A 21,058-nucleotide genomic window follows, 5' to 3' on the forward strand; every position below is an offset into this window, starting at 1 on the left:
ACCGTGAACAATGTAGAAAGGATTGAGCACCACGAGATCGTTATCCTGGGTGCAGGCTTCGGAGGCCTCGGCATGGCCGCCCGCATGAAAATCGCGGGCATCGACGACTTCGTCGTGCTGGAGAAGCGTCCCGATCTCGGTGGCGTGTGGCTGGACAATTCGTATCCCGGCGCGGCATGCGATACCGAATCGCACCTGTACTGCTACAGCTTCCATCCGCATTTACGCGTGAGCGCGATGTATGCCGGCCGCAACGAGCTGCTGCACTATCTGAAATCGCTTGCCACGCGGTTCGACCTGGCGGAACACCTGCGATTCAACCTCGAGATTCGCAGTGCCGAATGGGATGCCGGCGCCAGCCTCTGGCGGTTCGCACTGAGTGACGGCTCGCGGATGACCTCACGATTCTTCGTGCCGGCCTGGGGGCAACTGAACCGTCCGATGATCCCCGCGGTTCGCGGCCTGGCGGATTTCAACGGCGAGTATTTCCACTCCGCCGAGTGGCGGCACGACGTGGACTTGACCGGCAAGCGGGTGGCAAGCATCGGCAACGCGGCCAGCGCCGTGCAGTATGTGCCGCTCATCGCGCCGAAGGTCGATCACCTGACGGTATTCCAGCGAAGCGCGAACTGGATCATGCCGCGCAACCAGATCGTCTTCTCGGCGGAGCAGCTCGATGCCTACGAGCGCGAGCCCCATCTGTTCGAAGAAAGCCGGAAATCGCTGCACGCGTTCCGCGAGTCCGGGTTCGAGCGCACGCGGATGGGGTCCAGCGCGCAACAGGAAGGCAAGAGTCTCGCGCTGGCGCACCTTCATCGCCAGGTGCCCGACCCGATACTGCGCGAGAAGCTGACGCCGGACTATGAATACGCGTGCAAACGGATTCTGCGATCGGACGACTACTATCCGGCGCTCATGCGCGACAACGTCGCGCTGGAGACGGCGGGGGTGGAATCGTTCGTCGACGAGGGCATCGTGACCCGGGACGGCCGCCTGCTTCCGTTCGACGTGGTCGTGTTCGGCACCGGATTCGAGAGTCAGGCGTTCCAGGGCAGCCTGCAGGTGCGCGGCACGGACCGCACGTTGGCCCAGGCGTGGGAGGACGGCCCGCAAGCGTATCTCGGCATGACCGTGCCGGGCTTTCCGAACATGTTCATGCTGTATGGGCCGAATACGAACCTGAACCACAACTCCATCGTGTCGATGCTCGAGATCCAGCAGAACTACATCATCGACGCGATCGGCGGCATGGCTTCGGCCGGCGTGCAGGCGGTCGACATCGATCGGGCCGTGTTCGACGAGTACAACAGCAAGCTGCAATCGGCGATGGTCGGCTCGGCGTTTTCGGCGGGCTGCTCGAGCTGGTACAAGAACGCGCAAGGCAAGGTGATCAACAACTGGCCGGGCACGGTGGACGAATACCGCGCCGTGACGCAATGGGATCAAAGCGTGTTCGCTGCGATCTGAGCGGGGATGCCCATGACATCGATGCACTGGTTGCCGCTGACCGAGGTGGCTGACGATGCACGGGACGCCGTTCGGGCGTTCCGCGAAGGGGGTGGGCGACACTACGGCAGCTTTTCCGTCGACCAGTCGCGCGTGAACTTCGTGCGGGCCTGCGAATTGAACGGCCTCGCCGCCGACGCAGCGGTTGCCCACGACGATATCGACGTTCCCGTCGCGGACGGCAGCATTCGGCTACGGCTCTATCGTCCGCCCGGCGGGGAGCGCGTCGAGGGCAAACCGCTGGTCGTCTTCATTCACGGCGGCGGGTGGGTGATCGGCAGCGTGGACACGCATGACGGCATCTGCCGTCATCTCGCGCGGCATGGCGGGGGTGTAGTCGCTTCCGTGGAGTACCGGCGAGCGCCGGAGCACCGCTGGCCGGTCCCGCTCGAAGACTGCGAGCGGGCATTGGACTACCTGGCGGCCAACGCTTCCGCGCTCGCCATCGATGCGTCCAGGGTGATCCTGGCGGGCGACAGCGCCGGCGGCAACATGGCGACCCTCATCGCCAATGCGGCACCGGCGGCGGGACCCGCGATCATCGGGCAGATCCTGTTCTATCCGGTGACGGACCTGACGGCGTCGCTGCCGTCCTACCAGCGCGTTCAAGGCGGATTTCCGCTGGTCGCCGAGTCGATGCGCTGGTTCCGGGAACACTACGTGCCGGCCGGCACGCCGTTCGATCTTCCGCGCCTGTCCCCGCTGCTGCATGCGGAAGGCCGGCGGCAGCCGCCGATGTTCATTGCCACGGTGGGGCTGGATCCGCTGTGTGACGAAGGCATTGCCTACGCATCGTGCGCGGCCCGCGCGGGGAGCACGGTCGAGCATCTCCATCTACCCGGGCATCATCACGGCATCATCACCGCGGCCCGCACGATCCCGGCAGCGAGATACCTGCTGGATCGCGCCGTTTCCTTTGTCCGGCGGCTTGCCGAACCGGACGGCTTCAAGGCTTGACGCATCGATCGTCGCGCAGGCCGGCGCATTCAGCCCTCGCGACCGATCGGGTAATGGAAACTCCTGATTCAAATTGTCCCTCGACTGCATAGACTGGGAACCGTGGAACTTGGTCAATTGATCATGTTCGGGGTGACCGGTCAAACCGGGATGCACACCTCAATGACCCGCGTGCATGCCCGGCCGGGTGCAGGGGGCGCGTACTGGTTTGAAACGTTGTCGCCGGCATGCACGTGCGCGCGTCTTTTTCTTTCTTAGTCATATGACCAAGTCAGTTGATCTGGTCGTGTGGCGTTACGGATATTTTCAATAACGGGTCATCGGAGGGATCTCATGACTAGGAATCAAACAGATTCGGGTTTGCCTGAGCACGTAGAGGTACTAATCATTGGGGCGGGAATCTCGGGGCTCGATGCCGCCTGTCATCTTCGCATGAACTTGCCGAACCGCTCGTTCGCCATCCTGGAAGCGATGGATGGCTTCGGCGGTACGTGGTGGACCCATCGCTACCCCGGTGCGCGTTCCGACAGCGACCTGTACACGTACGCATTCGGATTCCGCCCGTGGCAGGGCCGCTCGATCGCCACGGCGGAGGAGATCCACAGCTATCTGGGCGATGTCATCAAGGAATACGACCTCGGTTCGAAGATCCACTACGGGCACCGCGTTCAAACGGTGAGCTGGTCAAGCGAGCAGAAGCGCTGGACGGTCGAGGTGTCGCGCAAGGATACGGGCGAACACTTCTCGATCACCACGGACTTCCTGTGGCTGGGGGCGGGGTACTACGACCATCGCAGGGGCTTTACGCCGAAGTGGAACGGGTTCGACCGCTACAAGGGAACGGTCGTGCATCCGCAGCACTGGCCGAAAGACCTCGACTATGCCGGCAAGCGGGTGGTCGTGATCGGCTCGGGCGCGACCGCCGCGACGTTGATTCCCGCGATGGCCGGCACCGCGGCGCATGTGACGATGCTGCAACGGTCGCCGACGTTCTTCACGGCGGTTCCGTGGACCCACCAGCTGGACGCGACGCTTCGCGAACTGAACCTGCCCGAAGAGTGGCGTTCCGAGATTCTGCGGCGTGCGCACCTGAAGCAGACGTTCGACCTGATCAACCTGTCCGCCGCGAACCCGGACGCCGTTCGCGACTGGCTGATCAACGAGACCCGGCAACAGTTGCCGGAAGGGTTCGACGTCGACAAGCACTTCAATCCCAGCTATCGCCCGTGGCAGCAGCGCGTGGCGGCGGTGCCCGAGGGCGACCTCTTCACGGCCATCCGGGAGGGCAAGGCGTCCGTCGTGACGGACACCATCGAATCGTTCGACGAAAGCGGCATCGTGCTGGCGTCGGGCGAGCACCTGCAGGCGGACATCGTCGTGACGGCGACGGGCTTCGACATGAGCGCGTTCGGCCAGATCGCGTTCCACCTCGACGGCGAACCGGTCGACATGACCAAGCGCGTCTCGTATCGGGGAATGATGATCGAGGGTATCCCGAACATGGCGTTCGTCTACGGCTATTACCGGTCGAGCTGGACGTTGCGCGCCGATCTCGTGTGCGAATTCACCTGCCGCGTCCTGGCGCATATGGAAAAGGTAGGTGCGAAGACGGTGGAGCCTTGCCTGCGCGCCGAAGACGCCGACATGCAGCGGCTGCCGTGGACCGACCCGAACAACTTCAACGCCGGATACGTGATGCGCTCGCAACACCAGATGCACCTGCGCGGTGATCGCATGCCGTGGCAGCACCACTTCGAGTACGAGGAGGAGCGCCAGACCATTCCGGAATTGAGCCCGGATGCCGAAGTCCTCGTGTATCGCTGATCCCCGCGCAACGTTCGAATAAAGGTGAAGTTATGGCACTCGATTTGCACCTCGCTGGTTTTCTCGAATCCCTTGCCGGGTCCGGCGCGAAACCGCTGTCGCAGTCCAGCCCGGAAGAGGCGCGCGGATTGATGCAGCATCTGGCGCGCGCCGTTCGCGCACCGGAGGCCGTGGTCGACATCCACGGCGTGGAAGACCTGACCGTTCCCGGCGCGACCGGATCGCTGCGGGCGCGGCTGTATCGTCCGACCCAGGAGCGCCATCTGCCGACGGTCGTCTATCTCCATGGCGGCGGGTTCGTGATCGGCGATCTGGATACCCACGACAACATGTGCCGGGAGCTGGCGCGTGGCGCGAACGCGGTCGTCGTCTCGGTGGATTACCGGCTGGCGCCCGAGCATCCGTATCCGGCCGCGGCGGACGATGCGATTGCCGCGACCCGATGGGTGATCGCGAACGCGGGCGAGCTGGGCGGCAGCGACGTCGTGGCGGTGGCCGGCGACAGCGCCGGCGGCAATCTGGCCGCGGTCGTGACGCAGCAACTGCACGCCGACGGCATTGCGCTGTCCGCGCAGTTCCTGATTTACCCCGCGGTCGCGCAGGATCGCGCCGGCTTTCCTTCGTTCAAGGACAACGGCGAAGGCTACTTTCTCGACCTCGAGACGATCGCCTGGTTCGAGCGACATTACGTGCCCGACGGGACCAACCGGGAGGATCCGCGTCTGGCGCCGATCCGTGCGAAGGACCTGGCCGGGTTGCCGCCTGCGGTCATCCTGACCGCCGAATTCGATCCGCTGCGCGACGAGGGCGAGGCCTATGGCCGCTTGCTCCACGCGAGCGGCGTCAAGGTCGACACGATCCGGTGCGACGGCATGATTCACGGGTTCTTCGACATGGGGGCGATTTCCCCGGGCGCCCAGGCGTGGATCGAGAAGGGCATCGCGAGCTTTCGAACGTTACTCGGCGCGGCCCAACACCATTGATACGTCGGCGGAAGCGACCTGATTTCGCTTTTCGCCATTTCGTGGCCGCACGCGGTTCGATGGATGACCTCCAACGTTGCCGATGCGGCCGCGCAGTGCTGATGCATGACGGCATGACGCCGATCGCGCGGCGGCTCGCTGAGGCCGCGACGCGAATGGCGGAATCGATGCATCAGGTAGTTGCTTGTGACGCGTGCAGGCATCTATCGAGGACACAGACCCGTGAAGAACTCATTCGATTACCTTGTTGTAGGCGGCGGCTCGGCCGGCAGCGTGCTGGCTTCGCGTTTGACCGAAGATCCCGACGTGACGCTGTGCCTCTTCGAAGCCGGCGGCACGGGCGATGGATGGCCCGTCACCGTGCCGGCCGCGCTGGTGCTGATGATCCCGTCCAAGCTGAACAACTGGGCGTTCGAGACGGTGCCCCAGAAGGGGCTGCAGGGGCGCCGCGGCTACCAGCCGCGTGGCAAGGCGTTGGGCGGATCGTCCGCGATCAATGCGATGGTGTACACGCGCGGCCATCATGCCGACTACGACGACTGGGCCGCGCTCGGCAACGAAGGCTGGGGCTGGAACGACGTCTTCCCGTATTTCAAGCGGAGCGAGCACAACGAGCGGCTCGGCAATGAATGGCACGGGCGCGGCGGCCCGCTGTGGGTCAGCGACCTGAGGACGGACAATCCATTCCAGGCACGTTGGCTGGACGCCGCACGAGAGTGCGGCCTGCCCGTCACGGACGATTTCAACGGTGCGGAGCAGGAGGGCGTCGGCATTTACCAGGTGACCCAGAAGAATGGCGAGCGCTGGAGCGCGGCACGCGCCTATCTTTTTCCGCACCTGAAGACGCGCGGCAACCTGACGGTGGAGACGGGCGCGCAGGTCCGGCGCATCGTGTTCGACGGCAAGCGGGCCGTGGGCGTCGAGGTCACGCGTGGGGGGAATGTCGAGACGGTCTGGGCGAAGAAAGAGGTGATCCTTTCCGCCGGCGCGCTTCAATCGCCGCAGTTGCTGATGTTGTCCGGCGTCGGGCCGAAGGACGAACTCGAGCGTCTCGGGATCCCGGTCGCCGCCGATCTCCCGGGCGTGGGAGAGAACCTGCAGGATCACCCGGACTTCGTCGTCAGCTACAAGACGAACAGCCTGGATGCGCTCGGCGTATCGGTGCGCGGCGCGATCAAGACGCTCGGCGACATCCGGCAATACCGGAACTCGCGAACTGGTGCCCTGACCACCAACTTCGCCGAAGGCGGCGCGTTCCTGAAGACGCGTCCCGATCTCGATCGGCCGGACGTTCAGATGCACTTCGTCGTCGGGCCCGTCAGCGATCACGGCAGGAAGGTGCACCTCGGACACGGTCTTTCCTGTCACGTGTGCCTGCTGCGGCCGAAAAGCCGCGGGTCGGTCAAGCTGCGAAGCGCCGATCCGCTCGATGCGCCGTTGATCGACCCGGCATTCCTCGAACACGACGACGATCTCGAGGTCCTGGTGGAGGGGTACAAGCTGACCCGGCGGTTGATGGCGGCGCCGGCGATGGCCCGGTTCGTGACGGAGGACCTGTTCGCGTCCCGGTCGCGATCGGACGACGACATTCGTGCGTTGCTGCGCGAGCGGACCGACACCGTGTACCACCCGGTCGGAACCTGTCGCATGGGGAACGACGCGCTCGCCGTCGTCGATTCCCAGTTGCGCGTCCGGGGCACGGAAGGCTTGCGCGTGGTGGATGCATCGATCATGCCGACGCTGGTGGGCGCCAACACGAACGCGCCGACGATCATGATCGGCGAGAAAGCCTCGGACCTGATCCGGAGGATCTCCCGATTCCCGTCCGCGGTGCCGGAAACGGCGGTGTGAGTGGCCCTCTCGTGCCGACGTTCGTCGGCACGAAGGCTTCAACCGCACGTGAACGTCGCGAGCATGATGTGTGCAGCGACGTCCACGACCCGAACGCAACGGCTCGCCGGCCGGTCGCGGCAAGGCTGGACGCTGCGGGGGCATCGCACGCTCGAGTGGTGAGGTCTGCTGACGCCGCCAGCCGCCGATCATGAACGCATCCTTTGCTCTTCGAAGGGCAACGCGAGCTCGAGGAAAGAGCGGTCGCCGCCCGACGCGCGGATGCCGGGTGGCGACCTGTGTGCGTCAGCAACCGGAGAAAGACCGTGCCTGCTTCGCGGCGATGCGCTGCGGCAACCAGCGAACCCGCCGGCCGATCGACCTTGCGCGGCGTCCGGCCCGGTCCGGGGGGCAAATGTTCTCCACTCACCACTATCCCCATGGCTTCGGCGTGTGTCATGCCGAACGCCGTCTTCCATTCGACGAGCGATGCCCGTGAACGGGGCCCCCTATGCGGCGCCTGAACGCTGTCCGGTAGGTGTCCGCGTGCACGCAAGGCAACGACCCGGATATTCAAACATGCACTCGCTCATACTCATCGCGGATGACGCACCGGAAATGTCGTCGACGCTCGATACCTCCCTGACTCGCCATGGCTTTCGAACATTCCAGACCCACCCCGCCCAGGCGGTGCTGGCCGCGCAACTGAACCTGAAGCCGGATCTGGTCATTCTCGACGTCCGTGAACTGCGTGCGGATACCCTGGACCTGCTCGCCAGGCTTCGACGGCAAAGCGATACGCCCATCGTCGTCATGTCGGCGGGTGACCGGGACGGGGAGCAGCTGCGCGCACTGCACGCCGGCGCCGACGACTACCTCGCCAGGCCGTTCAGCATGGACGTGGTGGTCGCGCGATTGCTCGCGATTCTTCGCCGCTCCGGTGCGCTCGCGCCCGAACGTCGCCTGCGTTTGGGTACGCTCGAAGTCGATACGGAGCGCTATATGGCGTGCGTGAGAACGTCCTCCGGCGAAACGCCGGTTTCCGTGACACTCGTCGAATTCCGCCTGCTGGCTCACATGGCCAGGCTGCCGAATCGTGCATTTACGCGCGTCGAACTGCTCGATGCGTGCATGGCGGACGTCAGCGCATCCACGCGCACCGTCGACAGCCACATGAGCCGGTTACGGAGGAAGCTGGTGGCCGCCGGTGCGTCGGGCATCGTGGAAAGCGTGCACGGCATCGGCTATCGCCTTCGAAAATCCTGCTGACGGGAAGTGGGTATCGCTCGCGGACGGGAACCGCTGTTCGTCGAGTGTGCATGCGACGCTGGCGTTCACGCAGCAGAGTTGGGGGCAGCGCGGGCAGATCGTCGGTTCCGAGCTGGTGTGGTGGCCGCGCGCATCGTTGACCGTAACCGCCTGACCGCCGGGCTTCCTGCGTGATACGGCGGTTCGTCGGTCAGCCGCTGCTTCTTCGAGTGATCCGTACTCCCGGGGTGGGAGAGCCTGATTGCCGGTTGGCGCACCCTCCATCCGAGGCCAGCCAGGCTTCGACACAGCGGGCCGCGATTCACGATCGCGGCCCGCCGCGCGCATCAGACCTCCGGCCGTTACTGCGCGACGACCCCGTCGCGAGAAAAGATCAGCCACTTGTCGCCCGCCGACGGGAGCGCCGCGGTGTACGTCGTCCCGGTCTGGGTGCGCAGGCGCTGGAACGTCTTGCCATCATCGGTACTTTGGGCCTGCAGCCCGTCGACCCCGACCGCCAATACCGTGGCGCCTCGGGACGCAAGCGCGGTAATGGAATTCCGGGTGTCGAGCGTCGCGCGCGACCAGGTATGGCCGTTGTCCTCGCTTCGCATCAGCGTGCCGCGCAGCCCGCCGACCAGCAGCACGCCGTTGGGCAGTGCCACGCCGCACCAGAACGACCCCTTGTAACCGGTCTCCACGCTTTCCCACGTGTTGCCCTTGTCGCGGGAAATCAGGAGTTGCCCCTTCTCGGCCGTGGCAAAGATCTCGCCATTGCCGTTCGAAAACAGGCCGAACAGATTCAGGTCCGACTTCTTGCCGTTCGGGAGCACGGCTTCTCTTTTGGTCCAGGTCTTGCCGCCGTCGTCGGTGACGAGGATGAGCGACCAGAGCCCGACGGCCACGCCGTGGTTCGCATCGATGAAGTGCACGCCGAACAGCGGGCGATCCTCGCTCGTCACGAGACGTTGGACCTCCCACGTCTCGCCGCCGTCGGTGGTCTTCAGGATCGCGCCCCAGTGGCCGACTGCCCACCCTGTCCTGGCGTCGATGAAACTGACGGACGTCAGCGTCGAGCTCACGGGCACGGACTTGGCCTGACGGTACGTCGCACCGCGGTTGTCGGAAAGCAGGACGATGCCGTTCGCGCCCACACTCACGACCCGCTGGCCGGCCCAGGCTGCATCCAGCACGGGGGACTGGGTCGCGATGCCGGACTGGACGGCCGGCACGGGCCGGAGTTCCGATGCGGATGCCGCGCCTGGCATGCCGCCCAGCAGCGCGCCACAGACGACGGCGCCGGCCGACAGGGAGAGAACCTTGCGATACAGGGTCATGGAATCCTCTTCTTCAATGGGCGAGCAGGCCGGGGGCACGGGCGGGCTTGCGCCGCGGGAAGATGCGCTCGAGCCAGACGGCGAAGGCGGGCAGAACCGTCATCGCCATGACCATGTTGACGATGAACATGAACGCCAGGAGCTTGCCCATGTCCGCCTGGAACTTGAGCTCGGAGAACGACCAGGTGGCGACGCCGATCGCGAGCGTGATCGCCGTGAAGATGGTGGCCGTCCCGATCTCGAGGATCGATTGTTCGAGCGCCTTGACGATGCCGACACCGTTGGCGAGATGCAGCTGCAGCCGGTTGTAGATATAGAACGCATAGTCGACGCCGATACCTACCGCGAGCACCATCACGGGCAACGTGGCGACGGTCAGGCCGATCTGAAGCTCCTTCATGAACCAATACCCGATGAACGTGCCGATCGTCAGCGGCAGGCAGCAGGCGAGGACCGCGCGCAGGTCGCGGTACGTGACGAGGACGAGCAGGACGATGGTCGTATAGACGTAAAGCATCATCGGTAATTCGCTGCGCTCGATTTCGTCGTTGACCGCGGCCAGCACGCCGGCGTTGCCGGACGCGAGCCGGATCTTCACGCCCGGCAGCTTGTTGGTGTCGCGGAAATGCTTCGCGGCGTTGATCACCTGGGTGATCGTAGTCGCCTTGTGGTCCGCCAGATAGATGTTCACCGCGGTCATGCTGCAATCCTTGCGCATGACGCCGGGCGTGCGGGCCACCTCGCCGGCCAGCGATGAATAGTTGTCCGGATCGATGGGGATCGCGGACATCTTCGGATTGCCTTCGTTGTATCCCTCGTTGTATTGCCGCAGCAACGACGAGAACGACACGACCGACAACACGCCCGGGACGGCACGCATCGACCAGACGAAGCGATCCTGGTAGGCGCCGACCTCCACGTTGTTGCAGGACTGGGGCGGCGCTTCGAAGACGATCGAAATCCAGTCCAGGCCGACGTCGTAGCTCGATGCAATCGAAACCGAATCCTGGTTGAACCGGGCGTCGGCACGCAGCTCGGGCGCGCCGGCCTGCAGCGTACCGACCACGCGGTCCCGGCTTTCCCACGCCGCCACGGCGAACACCACGACGGCGACCAGCAGGACGATCGCCGCATTGCGCGGAATGGCGACTTTGGCGAGCACGCGGAGCACGCGGCCCCGACGAACGGCATGCAGCTCCGCATTCTTCGCATAGTTGCCGTCGACCTTGAGCAGCGACGCCGCCAGCGGCAGCATCACCAGGTTCGTGACGATCTTGTACGCCACGCCGAGCGAAGCGGTGATCGCGAGCTCGCGCACCATCGGGATCGGAATCAGGATCAGCGTGACGAAGGACACGAACGCGGTCACCAGCGCGAGCGTGCCGGGGATCAGCAGCCCGCTGAAGCTGGAGCGAGCGGCCTGCTCCACCGACTTCCCGTGGGAGATTTCGCGCACGATGAAATTGATCTGCTGGACGCCGTGTGAAACGCCGATCGCGAACACCAGGAACGGAACCAGCACGCCCAGCGGGTCGAGCCCGTAGCCGAGCAGATGCAGCGTGCCGAACTGCCAGACGAGCGAGACGAGCGAGCAGGTCAGCGGCAGGATCGTCAGGCGAATGGAGCGGCAGTACCAGTAGACGGCCAACGCGGTCAGGAGCAGGGCGATCGCGCAGAACTTCAGGACGGACGACGCGCCGTTTGCAATGTCGCCGATCTGCTTCGCGAAACCGATGATCTGGATTTCATAGTTCGCATCCTCGAACTTGGCGCGCAATTGCGATTCGAGCGCCTTGTCGAACGCCACGTAGTCGACCCGCTCGCCTTTTGCATCCAGCTCGTTGAGATCGGCGGTGACCATGGCGCTGCTCTGGTCGCGCGACACGAGGCTGCCGACGAAGCCGCCCTGGGCGGTCGAGCGCGAAATGGCGCCGACCGTGTTGCCGTCGAGCTGATCGGGCGTCACGGTGCCGGGAATGAGCGGGTCGGCCCGGAATCCGTCCTCGGTGATCTCGTTGACGAATGAATTCGGTGTCCAGAGCGATTGAACATTGCTGCGCGACACGTTCGGCAGGAAGGTGACCGCCTGGGTGACTTCATACAGGCGCTTCAACGCAGCCGGCGTCCAGATGCTGCCCTTGCGGGCTTTGACGACGACGATCAAACGGTTGGCGCCGAGCAGGTCGCCGCGATACGCGTTGAACGTCTGCGTGTATTCGTGGCCCAGCGGCAGCTGCTTCTCGAACCCGGCATCCATGCGCAGCTTGACGGCGAAGCAGGCCATGACGACCGTGAACAGCACCAGGAGCCCCAGCACGAGACGCCTGTGACCGAACAGCGTATTTTCCAGCGAATGAAGCATTCTTGGCAGCTTGCCGGGTCGGGCTGCGTCGGAAACAGGCGGTTGATTCATATTGACCTCAGAAATTTCGAGATGCGACGATTGCCACGAAGTCCCTGTCACGTAGCGGGTTGGCCAGCGGATTGGTCGGGCCCATGAAACGGGTGTAGTTCAAGCCGACCTGCCAGTTCGCCGGGTTCTGTACGAAGTTCACATACAGGTTCATGGCCGTCACGCCGCGCATGAACTGGGCATTCACGTTCGGCGTATTGCCGAAGAGGCCGTACCGGACGAAGATCCCCGGATTGACCTGCCACCCGGGAATGACGGTGCCGTCGTAAACCCAGTTGAAATCGACGTCGATCCCGCCGGAGTATTTCGTTCCCTGGGCGCTCCCCGGCGTGTTGAGTGCGCCGGTCGCGAACAAATCGTTGAATTCGTTCCCCCACAGCAGCGCGCCCGGTGAAATCGGCGATCCGCCGTAGCTCTTGTGAAGCCCCGGATAAGCAATGATCACCGTCTCGGTCGTCAGCGTGGCGGTCTGGGCGCCGAGCAGCTTCAGGAACGCCGCGGAATTGCCCGGCTGCAGCGAGTAGAGGGTCGTCAGGTGCCACTGGAATCGCTTCTCGTCGACCCAGCAGTTCCCCCCTTGCGCGACGCATCCGCTGGCCGGATTCAGCGGAACGGCGTCTCGCGGCCGGTACGAGAGCTCGGTGCCGATCGCCCAGTCGCCCACCGGGAAGTTGGCGCTGACACCGATCATGTGACGGTCCTCCGGAAACCGGAAGACCGTCCCGCCCGTCGAACTCAGCGAGACTTGCGGGAACTTGTCGTGGTACGCGATCGTGTAGAAGCCGAGATTCAGGTCCGTTCCCGCCGGCTGGTAGCGAATGGAAAAACCATACTGCCCGCCGTTCTTCGGATGGACGGTCGCGACGCCGTACGCGTTGTTGCCGGGCCCGACGATCTGGTTCGACCAATAGCTGCCAACCGGCGGCAGGTAATTCTGGTTCCAGTTGCTCTGGTAGTACCCTTCGACGTTCACGCCGTGACCCACGCCGGATGCGACGCTCACGATCGGTGCGGGCAGGATGATCTCCTTGACCTGCGCGCCGGGCTGGGACGCGCGATTCACGTCGATCGCATTCGTCGCGTTGACCCCACCGACTTCCCAGATGCTTTCGCCCCAGCTGACGACCTGGTTACCCACGCGGACGCGGGCAATCTGGTCGCCGACGTTGAACTGCTTGCTGACCCACAGGTCGAGCAGGCGCGGCTTGAAGCGGATGTTCTTCTCGGCATCGGACGGCAGCCCGCCGCTCAGGTTGGGCGACGGGTTGTAGAACAGGTCCTGTCCGCTGGTTGCGCCTGTCGTGCGGGTGCCGGAGTAGTCGTACTGCCAGGTGCCCCGTGCCATGAACGTGAGCCCTTGCGACGGCATCTTCAGGACCAGTTCGTGGTTGCCCTTGAGGTAGCTCGTGAACGGATCGCCCTTGCCGTAGTTGATGTCGCCCTGATCGGAGAGGCCGCTCAATTGACCGAGCCGGCCGCCACCCGTCTGCGTGCCGGTGGCCACGTTGTAGGTCGGCGACACGAGATTGCTGCTCGGCGACGCGGTGCGAATGCCGACGCCCGCCGATATCGTCGAATCGAAACTGCCTTCGACGTTGCCGATCGTGAACGTGAAGGCGTGCGCGCTGCCGCACCCGACGGCGACGAGCGCCGCGATTGCCGCGCGCACGCGCACCACGCTGGAGCGGGGCTGTAAGGAGGAGGTGGTAGCCATTTTGTCTCGGCCCCTGTCAACGCTCGCTCAACGCACGGAGATTATCGGCGTTGTAGAAGCTCGGCTTGTAGTGTTGGTCCGCCGACGAGTCGACCGACCACTTCGCGTCCCGTCCGGCCGCGAGCATCGAACCGTCCACGAGATAGCGGCCGTCGACGAGGTTGTATTGCGCGAATGCGAGCGTGTCGCAGCTGCCCGTTTCGTACACCGGAATGATGTAGCCCTCGCGAACCTTCGAGATGTTGCCCTGCGCGTCGTAGTCCACCGCGCCGAGGTAGCTCCAGCTGTCTTCGTCGACGTAGAAGAGGCGCTTGGGCGCGGTATGGCGCATCCCCTGCTTGACCGTGGCTTCCACGACCCACACGCGATGGAGTTCGTAGCGACGCTTCGACGGGTTCACGAAGTCCGGGCCGTACGCATCTTCGAATTTTTCCGAGAAGTCGTACATGCCCAGGTCGTTATAGGTAACGATCATTTCCTTCTTGCCGAGCAGCTTCCAGGAGAATCGGTCCGTCTGCCCGGAGAAGACCAGCGCTTCGTCCATGTTGTACTGGTTGTCGAAGCCGATCTGCGGCGCATCGTACGCATACGACGGCATGCGACGGGTGCGGCGCTGCCCCGGGAAGTAGTAGAAGACTTCGGTCGGCTTGCCGGCGTAGGTCGTGAAGATCGCGGCCTGGCCGGCAATGGCTGCCGGGGACTTGTACGCGTAGTAGGCGTTGCCTTCGACCTGGTTGACCTTCGCGAACGTCGTGCCGGCCTTGTCGCCCCACGGCTGGTAGATCCACGCGTCGGACACGTTCTTGATCCAGTCGGACGCGCCCTTGCGCGGCGACACGACGGTGATGATGTCGCGCATCTCGACGCCGGCGCCGCGGTAGTGCACCTTCGCGTTCCACATCACTTCCGCGCCGGTCTTGGGCGCAGGGAACGGGTAGCCGGGCAGGTGCGCGTCGGCGAGTTCCGATCCGTCCGCGGTCATCTTGGCGAAGCCCGCGTTGTTCTTCGTGTTCTCCGCGACGAAATCGGGGACGCCGCACGTGCGCCGGGACGGATAGACCGGCATCGTGAAGCCCTTCAGGTTCTTCAGCAGCGCGATCTGGCCGGGGTTGAGCTTGTCCGCGTACTTGTCGACGTTGCTGGCGTCGATCGTATACAGCGGCTTGTCGGACTTGTATTTGAAGAAATCCGCGCGGCGCTTGCCGTAGCTCCAGCCCGCGCCGACGTTGCCCACGGGGGTCCAGGCGGGAATGCCGCTCGCGGTGCCGGCGATTTCGGCGCCCGACGGCGTATGTGAAGCATCCGTCCCTTCCGCAAGCGCACCGGTCAAGGACATCGCGACGGCGGAAGCGATGACGGACAATTTCGCTGCCGATCGGATGAGCGAAGCGGATTTCTTGAAAGCATGAGTCTTGACCACGGCTATCTCCTTGACCTTGACCAGGTAACGTGCGCCCGCCAAAGGGTTGTGCATGGGTGAAAACGGATGAGGGTCCGATAGTCCCGTCCGTTTATTAGCTATGCGAAATGAATTGGGGTGTGTTCGTGCTTGGTTTTACTGAATCGCCGAACTCCGTGTCATCGCTATAACGTAGAAGTTCGTATCGACCGGCGCCTGGGTGCGGCGCCGGACGGTTCGTCAATGCATGTGCTATTGGGCGCCCACCAGGGCCGGATGCGGCTCGTTAGACCGGGCCGGCTCCGTACGCGCGCCGCTTCTGAGTGACTTCCGGCTTACGCCGGGACCGACGAGAAGTACTCGGCCGGCTGCGCGTGCCATCCTGCCCAGCGCTTTTCCCAGTAGAGGTTGTGAATCTTCTCGGAGATCGGACCGGGGCCGTTGTGGTTGCCGAGCGGTTGGTCGTCCACTGCGCTGACGGGCATGATCCCGCCTGCCGACGACGACGTGAATGCTTCGTCAGCCTCGCGCAGCTGGGTCGCGGTGTACGTGCCGATATTCACCTTGATGCCGAGCTCGGCGGCGATATCGAACACGCTCTGGCGCGTGATGCCCAGCAGGCAGCCTTCGGCGGGCGTGTAGAGCTCTCCGTTCTTGGCGAAGAAGACGTTCGCACCGGCTGCTTCGGTGAGGTTGTCGTGTTCGTCGACGAGCACCGCCCAGTCCTTCTCCTGCGTCATGGCTTCGAAGAGCGCGAGCTTCATGTCCATCCAGTGGAAGTTCTTCGCCGTGGGGTCGACCGCCTTCGCGGAAATGCGGTTGTATCGCTTGCTGATCAGCAGGTTCGAGCCGCGCGTGCGAACTTCGTCGTCGGCCTGGAAGAAGAACGGCACGGCAAACGCAAACATCGCGTTCTTCATTGCGCTGCGGTCGCGGCGGTCGACGCTCAGCGGACCGCGGGTGACGCACCACCAGACGTACGCGTCCTTCAGGCCCGCGTTGCGCACGAGCGTGTGGAGAATTTCCCGGACCTGGTCACGATTGAACGGATTCTCGAGGAAGAACTTCGCCGACGACTCTTCCATGCGCGCGAGGTGATCGTCGAGCCGGAAGAAGTTGCCCCGCGAGACGGTGACGACATCGTAGGCCGCGTCGGCGTGCAGGAACCCGGCGTCGACGAGCGGGACGGTCGCTTCGGTGATGGGAACGTACTTGCCGTCACAGAAGGCGCTGCCATCTTCATAGCGGGGTTCATGCGGCGCGCGAGCATGCAGCGGATTCTCGTGCATGATCTGCTGGACTTGAATGATTGCCATGGTAATTACCCTTCGCTCCCGAGGGAGAGTTGTCGTTCGATGTTGACGTCAAAAGCGACCGGATCCCGGCGCGCTTCCTTGCGGATTGCTTGCTTCCTGGCTATCCGGCGTGAAGTCTGCCATATGACTTGATCAATTGACCGTGTAGTAGAAAGTATTGCTCGAAAAATTCCTTGTCGATGAAGGTTAACCCTCTGTGATGCCTGCCTGGATACGCGAGCGGCGAGCAGCCCTGTGCTTGCCGGCCGGTGATCGTCGAACGTCCGCTTCGATAGCCGAACCGATTCGCCTGAGAAAAGAGGCTTCGTCGTGTTGCGCGTTTCGCCGGAAGCCGCCTCGTGGATTCGTCTCCACCATCCGGTCACACGCGCTGCAAATCTTTTGCAGCAGCATGACGGTTCGTTCCCTGAAGCGTCTTACTTTGGCTTGCCGGTGGCAATACTGATTATTACCGAGTCATGTGACTTGGCCAAATGATCAAAAAAGACGTTAGTATGGATCTTCCCGGGCGATCCAGAAGGCTGAAGACTCGCCCTCGATACCCAATGACATGGAGCGAGCAGATGCCGATTTTCGAAGCAGACCATCTCCGCCAGGCGTTCATCGGCGGCCGTTGGGTCGATCCGGTGAACGGTGGCGTGGAGCACGACATCATCAATCCGGCGACGGGCGAAGTCTCAGGCGTGTTGCTGTTCTCTGACGAAGCCGATGTGAACCTGGCCGCGCAGGCGGCGCGCGACGCGTTCGCGGCATTCTCGAACACGCCCCTCGTCGAGCGGCTCAAGCCGCTCGAGCGCGTGATCGGTGAATACACCGAGCGGTTGCAGGATATGGCAGACGCCATCACGCTCGAGATGGGCGCGCCGATGGACGCCATTTCCCGCCCGCTTCAGGCGGCACTGGGGCTCTGGCATCTCCATACGACGCTGGAAGTGGCGAAGCAGTATCCGTTCGAACGCATTCAGGGCACGTCGCGGATCGTGAAGGAGCCGGTGGGGGTGTGCGGGCTGATCACGCCGTGGAACTGGCCGATGAACCAGGTCATGTGCAAGGTGGCGCCGGCGCTGGTGGCGGGTTGCACGATCGTGTTGAAGCCCAGTCAGAATGCGCCGTACTCGGCCATCGTGCTCGCCGAAATTCTCGAGAAGGCCGGCGTCCCTCCCGGCGTCTTCAATCTCGTGCAGGGCTCCGGGCAGCGCCTGGGCCGGGCCATCGCGTCCAGCCCGCTCTTTGACATGGTGTCGCTGACGGGTTCGACGAGCGCCGGCGTGGAAGTCGCTCAGGCCGCTGCGACGACGATCAAGCGGGTGACGCTCGAGCTGGGCGGAAAGTCGGCGAACATCATTCTGGACAGCGAAAACTTTCAGCAGGGCGTCACGCATGGCGTGCTCCAGATGATGGCCAACTCCGGCCAGACGTGCACCGCGCCTTCGCGCATGCTGGTGCCGGCGCATCGGCTCGAGGAAGCAGAGCAGATCGCAGTTGCTGCATGCGGGCAGGTCGTCGTCGGCGATCCGCGCGATCCCGGTACGACCATGGGGCCGATGGCGAACCAGCGCCAGCATCGCAAGGTGCAGGAGATGATCCAGACGGGCATCGACGAGGGCGCGATGCTCCTGTCGGGCGGGCTCGGCAATCCGTCGGGGCTTGAACGAGGCTACTACGTCAAGCCGACGGTCTTCAGCCGCGTGAATAATCGCATGAAGATCGCAACCGAGGAGATTTTCGGCCCCGTCCTGGTGATCATCCCGTACCAGGACGAATCGGATGCGGTCGCCATTGCCAACGATTCGCCGTACGGATTGTCCGGGTACGTCTATGGCGACTCGATCGAACAGGCGGAGCGCGTCGCGAGACAGTTGCGGACCGGGATGGTGCATTTGAACGGTGCGCCCGTCGACATCGCGGCGCCGTTCGGTGGGTTCAAGCAGTCCGGCAACGGACGAGAGTGGGGCTATGCCGGCATCGAGGAGTTCCTCGAGACGAAGTCGATGTTCGGTGCGGCGCCGGGCGCCGTCAGCTAGCGGGAAGCGGCGACGGGCGTCCGGCGGTATGCGGACGTCCGTCTACGGAAAGGTGGCAGGATCAGAGGCCTGTCATGAAGCATCGTGTGGATGGGCCTCGTCGGGCTACCGGCAATGGTGCAATGACACGCCACGGCGACGCTTAAGCCTGTGCCGTCGAGCTCGAGAGAGAGGTGGCAAACGTCTCCAACGCTGAACTTACATTATCCAGGTTCGCCCTGAGCTCGCGGATATTCGTGTCGCCTTGCCAACTGTTCAGCAATCCATCGATCAGGATGATGCTCATTCTGGCGACGGATTCAATCGCGTCAGGGTTGACTTGTGGCGCGCACTTGCCGAGGTAAGCGATCGTTCGCTCGATGGTCTCGACATAAGTTTTCAACGCGAAATCGGGGCGATGACGCTCTGCCCACTGGATCAGTTCAGACTGTGCCCGGGCGTACGACGGATGCTGCACGAGCCAATCGACATTCTTGCGCAGCTGCCATCCGGCGAGTTCGCCGAAAGAATGAAATTCCCTGTCGGCGAGAGCATTCGCCGCGAGCAGGTCGAACAGGGATTCGTACACCGCGTCGAACAGATCGTCTTTGGTATGGAATACATAATGCAGCGATGCCAGCGGGCAACTCGCGGCTTCGGCGATTCGCCGCGTGGTGGCCCCAGCGACACCGTGCGCGGCGATGACTTCAACGGCAGCGTCAACGAAATCTTGTCGCCGCAACGCAGCGCGAACTCTTGTCATTGGTAAACTCCGGTACCCGCAAATCCTCTTGCGTCCACGTCATGCAGACGTGTAGCGTTTATTCGTGATACATGGTCAAGCGACCATAACGCTCGTGAATTATGTCGGCATCTTGAAAGTTTGTCCATGGACGGGGTTGGCCACGGGTGCCTTGAATATCCGGTGCGTCCGCTCAAGTCGATTTCTGAAATCCGATCTAATGACTTGATCATTTGATCGGCCAACGTTAAGCAGACAAAGATACGCTGTCGATGGAGGTAAACCCGCGAGCGCGAGCACTGCAACGCACGACCGCGGGCGGCCTGCCGGGAGCGTCAGGTTTTCAGGCGAATGGAAGCAGGGTGCTTGGCTGCAGCCGATGTGGATTCCTGGCGGCGCCGGTGACTTCACGTCGCACGTGTCGCGCTCGGATGCGGGCAACGGTTGCTGAAAGCACCGTCGAGCGGAGCGTGCGCGCAGGGCGGCGCATGGGCGAAATTGCAAACGCCATGCGCCGCGAGCCGAGCAGTCATGTGAAGCGGCGACGCGACCGCTTGGTGAGCACCGGGGGAGCCGGTGCGCCGGTCAGGCGGCAGCGGCTTAGTGCTTCCGTACCGACTTGCGAGGGGTCTTGGCGGCAGGACGGGCGTCCGCCAGTGTCGCCGCGTAGGCGGCCAGCATCGTGCTGGCGTGGTCGACATCGGCAGCCAGACGTTTCGAATCTTCCTGGGCAAACCACGAGAAGAGCAATCCGTCGATCAGGACAATGGTCAGCCGCGCGATGGCGTCCAGCGCCTTGGCATCGGCACGCGGCTCGGCGGCGGCCAGGTTGGCGCGGGCGCCTTCCTGGGAGATGCGAAGGGCGCCAATGGCCATGTCGGGCTGGTGTCTGAGCGCCCACGTATACAACTCCGACTGGGTCTTCGCGTACGTCGGGTTGGCTTCGAACCAGGTCATCACGGAGCGCAGGTTGAACTCCGCCAGGTCGGACAGGGTGCCGTGCTCCGGAGGCTCGGGGCTATCCGAGCGGATCAAGTCGATCAGGGATTCGTAGACGGCGAAGAGCAGCTCGTCTTTTGAGTGAAAGACGTAGTGCAGGGAAGCCAGTGGGCATCCTGCAGCCTCGGCGATGCGACGGGTCGTGGCACCCTTCACACCGTGCTCGGCAATCACCGCGACAGTCGCCGCTACGAGGTCCTGGCGGCGGACTTCAGCCCGTACTCGCTGCATAAGCCAGCGCTCCGTTTTATGTCTTCGTCCAATGGCGCTACCCATGCAGGGTAGTCGAATCCTCGGATATTAGCATGACGATGGGCGGCATTTCGCAAGCAACACAAGGCATGTTCCTGCACGGATGTTGCGCCGCCAGGGCGACGTGAAACGTGCCGTTCGCAGGCACGTGCCGGTCATGGTGGCGACGTCGATGCGTCGCGACGCCGGGCGAACATCGCCACGGTGGTGCGGTTCGGCGGCATGCTTCGTGAACCAGGAAGCGGACGCGCTCATCGGGGATCGGCCCGGCGGATCAAGCGGGGCTCCGCTCGTCGAGCGGCGCTTGCGTGCCTGTTTCGATGAGGCTGTCGCAGAGCGGCGCAGGTACGGTGACCCTCGCACGTGCGCGGTAAAGCAGCCGCGCGGATCGTGGAACGGGCGCCACCGCATTGGCTCGTACGACACCTTCATGAAGAGGCTAATGGAAACTCCGTATTCCCAATGTCCGGTCGAAGCATAAGACTCGTGCCTGTAGATTCGTGGTCATTTGATCAAGTCAACCGCCTGCACCGCG

The 21,058-nt window shown here is 63.7% G+C and carries 14 protein-coding genes; 7 read left to right on the top strand and 7 right to left on the bottom strand.

Features of this window, described 5'->3' with window-relative positions:
* The first annotated feature begins 3 nt into the window (after positions 1 to 3).
* The 6 genes from CFB34_RS38255 to CFB34_RS38280 all read left to right on the top strand — a co-directional run bounded on the left by CFB34_RS38255 (position 4) and on the right by CFB34_RS38280 (position 8,369).
* Positions 4 to 1,467: an NAD(P)/FAD-dependent oxidoreductase gene (locus tag CFB34_RS38255; RefSeq protein WP_089443965.1), complete on the top strand. Its 1,464-nt coding sequence runs from the start codon at positions 4 to 6 to the stop codon at positions 1,465 to 1,467.
* A 12-nt stretch (positions 1,468 to 1,479) separates the two neighbouring features.
* Positions 1,480 to 2,463, top strand: a complete 984-nt coding sequence (locus CFB34_RS38260; RefSeq protein ID WP_089443966.1) for an alpha/beta hydrolase — start codon at positions 1,480 to 1,482, stop codon at positions 2,461 to 2,463.
* 333 nt (positions 2,464 to 2,796) lie between these two features.
* A complete protein-coding gene (locus CFB34_RS38265) occupies positions 2,797 to 4,287 on the top strand; it encodes an NAD(P)/FAD-dependent oxidoreductase (RefSeq protein ID WP_089443967.1) in 1,491 nt (496 codons plus the stop codon).
* Positions 4,203 to 5,270, top strand: coding sequence for an alpha/beta hydrolase (locus CFB34_RS38270; protein ID WP_242808787.1), 1,068 nt, complete (start codon positions 4,203 to 4,205; stop codon positions 5,268 to 5,270). Before CFB34_RS38265 ends, CFB34_RS38270 begins: the two co-directional genes overlap by 85 nt.
* Positions 5,271 to 5,492: 222 nt before the next feature.
* Positions 5,493 to 7,121 (top strand): choline dehydrogenase, encoded by a 1,629-nt coding sequence (locus CFB34_RS38275; RefSeq protein WP_089443969.1) that lies wholly within the window; start codon positions 5,493 to 5,495, stop codon positions 7,119 to 7,121.
* A gap of 558 nt (positions 7,122 to 7,679) precedes the next feature.
* Positions 7,680 to 8,369 carry a response regulator transcription factor gene (locus CFB34_RS38280; protein ID WP_089443970.1) on the top strand — a complete coding sequence of 230 codons (690 nt, stop codon included), beginning with the start codon at positions 7,680 to 7,682 and terminating at the stop codon, positions 8,367 to 8,369.
* Between the two features lie 341 nt (positions 8,370 to 8,710).
* Here CFB34_RS38280 and CFB34_RS38285 read toward each other — a convergent pair whose 3' ends face one another.
* From CFB34_RS38285 to CFB34_RS38305, 5 genes are all read right to left on the bottom strand, one after another.
* Positions 8,711 to 9,685, bottom strand: coding sequence for a YCF48-related protein (locus tag CFB34_RS38285; protein ID WP_089443971.1), 975 nt, complete (start codon positions 9,683 to 9,685; stop codon positions 8,711 to 8,713).
* A gap of 13 nt (positions 9,686 to 9,698) precedes the next feature.
* Positions 9,699 to 12,047: an MMPL family transporter gene (locus CFB34_RS38290; protein ID WP_089443972.1), complete on the bottom strand. Its 2,349-nt coding sequence runs from the start codon at positions 12,045 to 12,047 to the stop codon at positions 9,699 to 9,701.
* Positions 12,048 to 12,105: 58 nt separating this feature from the next.
* Positions 12,106 to 13,812 carry a DUF1302 family protein gene (locus CFB34_RS38295; protein ID WP_089443973.1) on the bottom strand — a complete coding sequence of 569 codons (1,707 nt, stop codon included), beginning with the start codon at positions 13,810 to 13,812 and terminating at the stop codon, positions 12,106 to 12,108.
* 16 nt (positions 13,813 to 13,828) lie between these two features.
* The gene (locus CFB34_RS38300) at positions 13,829 to 15,148 is read right to left on the bottom strand and encodes a DUF1329 domain-containing protein (protein ID WP_179243813.1); all 1,320 of its coding nucleotides are present in this window, start codon (positions 15,146 to 15,148) and stop codon (positions 13,829 to 13,831) included.
* 398 nt (positions 15,149 to 15,546) lie between these two features.
* Positions 15,547 to 16,527: an aminotransferase class IV gene (locus CFB34_RS38305; RefSeq protein ID WP_089443975.1), complete on the bottom strand. Its 981-nt coding sequence runs from the start codon at positions 16,525 to 16,527 to the stop codon at positions 15,547 to 15,549.
* A gap of 563 nt (positions 16,528 to 17,090) precedes the next feature.
* Between CFB34_RS38305 and CFB34_RS38310 the strand changes: the two genes are divergently transcribed.
* Positions 17,091 to 18,551 (top strand): aldehyde dehydrogenase family protein, encoded by a 1,461-nt coding sequence (locus tag CFB34_RS38310; protein WP_089443976.1) that lies wholly within the window; start codon positions 17,091 to 17,093, stop codon positions 18,549 to 18,551.
* A 142-nt stretch (positions 18,552 to 18,693) separates the two neighbouring features.
* Here the strand turns inward: CFB34_RS38310 and CFB34_RS38315 are convergent, their stop codons facing one another.
* Together CFB34_RS38315 and CFB34_RS38320 are read right to left on the bottom strand one after the other, a co-directional pair.
* Complete coding sequence (locus CFB34_RS38315; protein ID WP_089443977.1) at positions 18,694 to 19,293, bottom strand: TetR/AcrR family transcriptional regulator; 600 nt, start codon at positions 19,291 to 19,293, stop codon at positions 18,694 to 18,696.
* 579 nt (positions 19,294 to 19,872) lie between these two features.
* Complete coding sequence (locus CFB34_RS38320; protein WP_089443978.1) at positions 19,873 to 20,502, bottom strand: TetR/AcrR family transcriptional regulator; 630 nt, start codon at positions 20,500 to 20,502, stop codon at positions 19,873 to 19,875.
* Between the last annotated feature and the right edge of the window lie 556 nt (positions 20,503 to 21,058).

This window comes from Burkholderia sp. HI4860 (assembly GCF_002223045.2).
GTDB lineage: Bacteria > Pseudomonadota > Gammaproteobacteria > Burkholderiales > Burkholderiaceae > Burkholderia.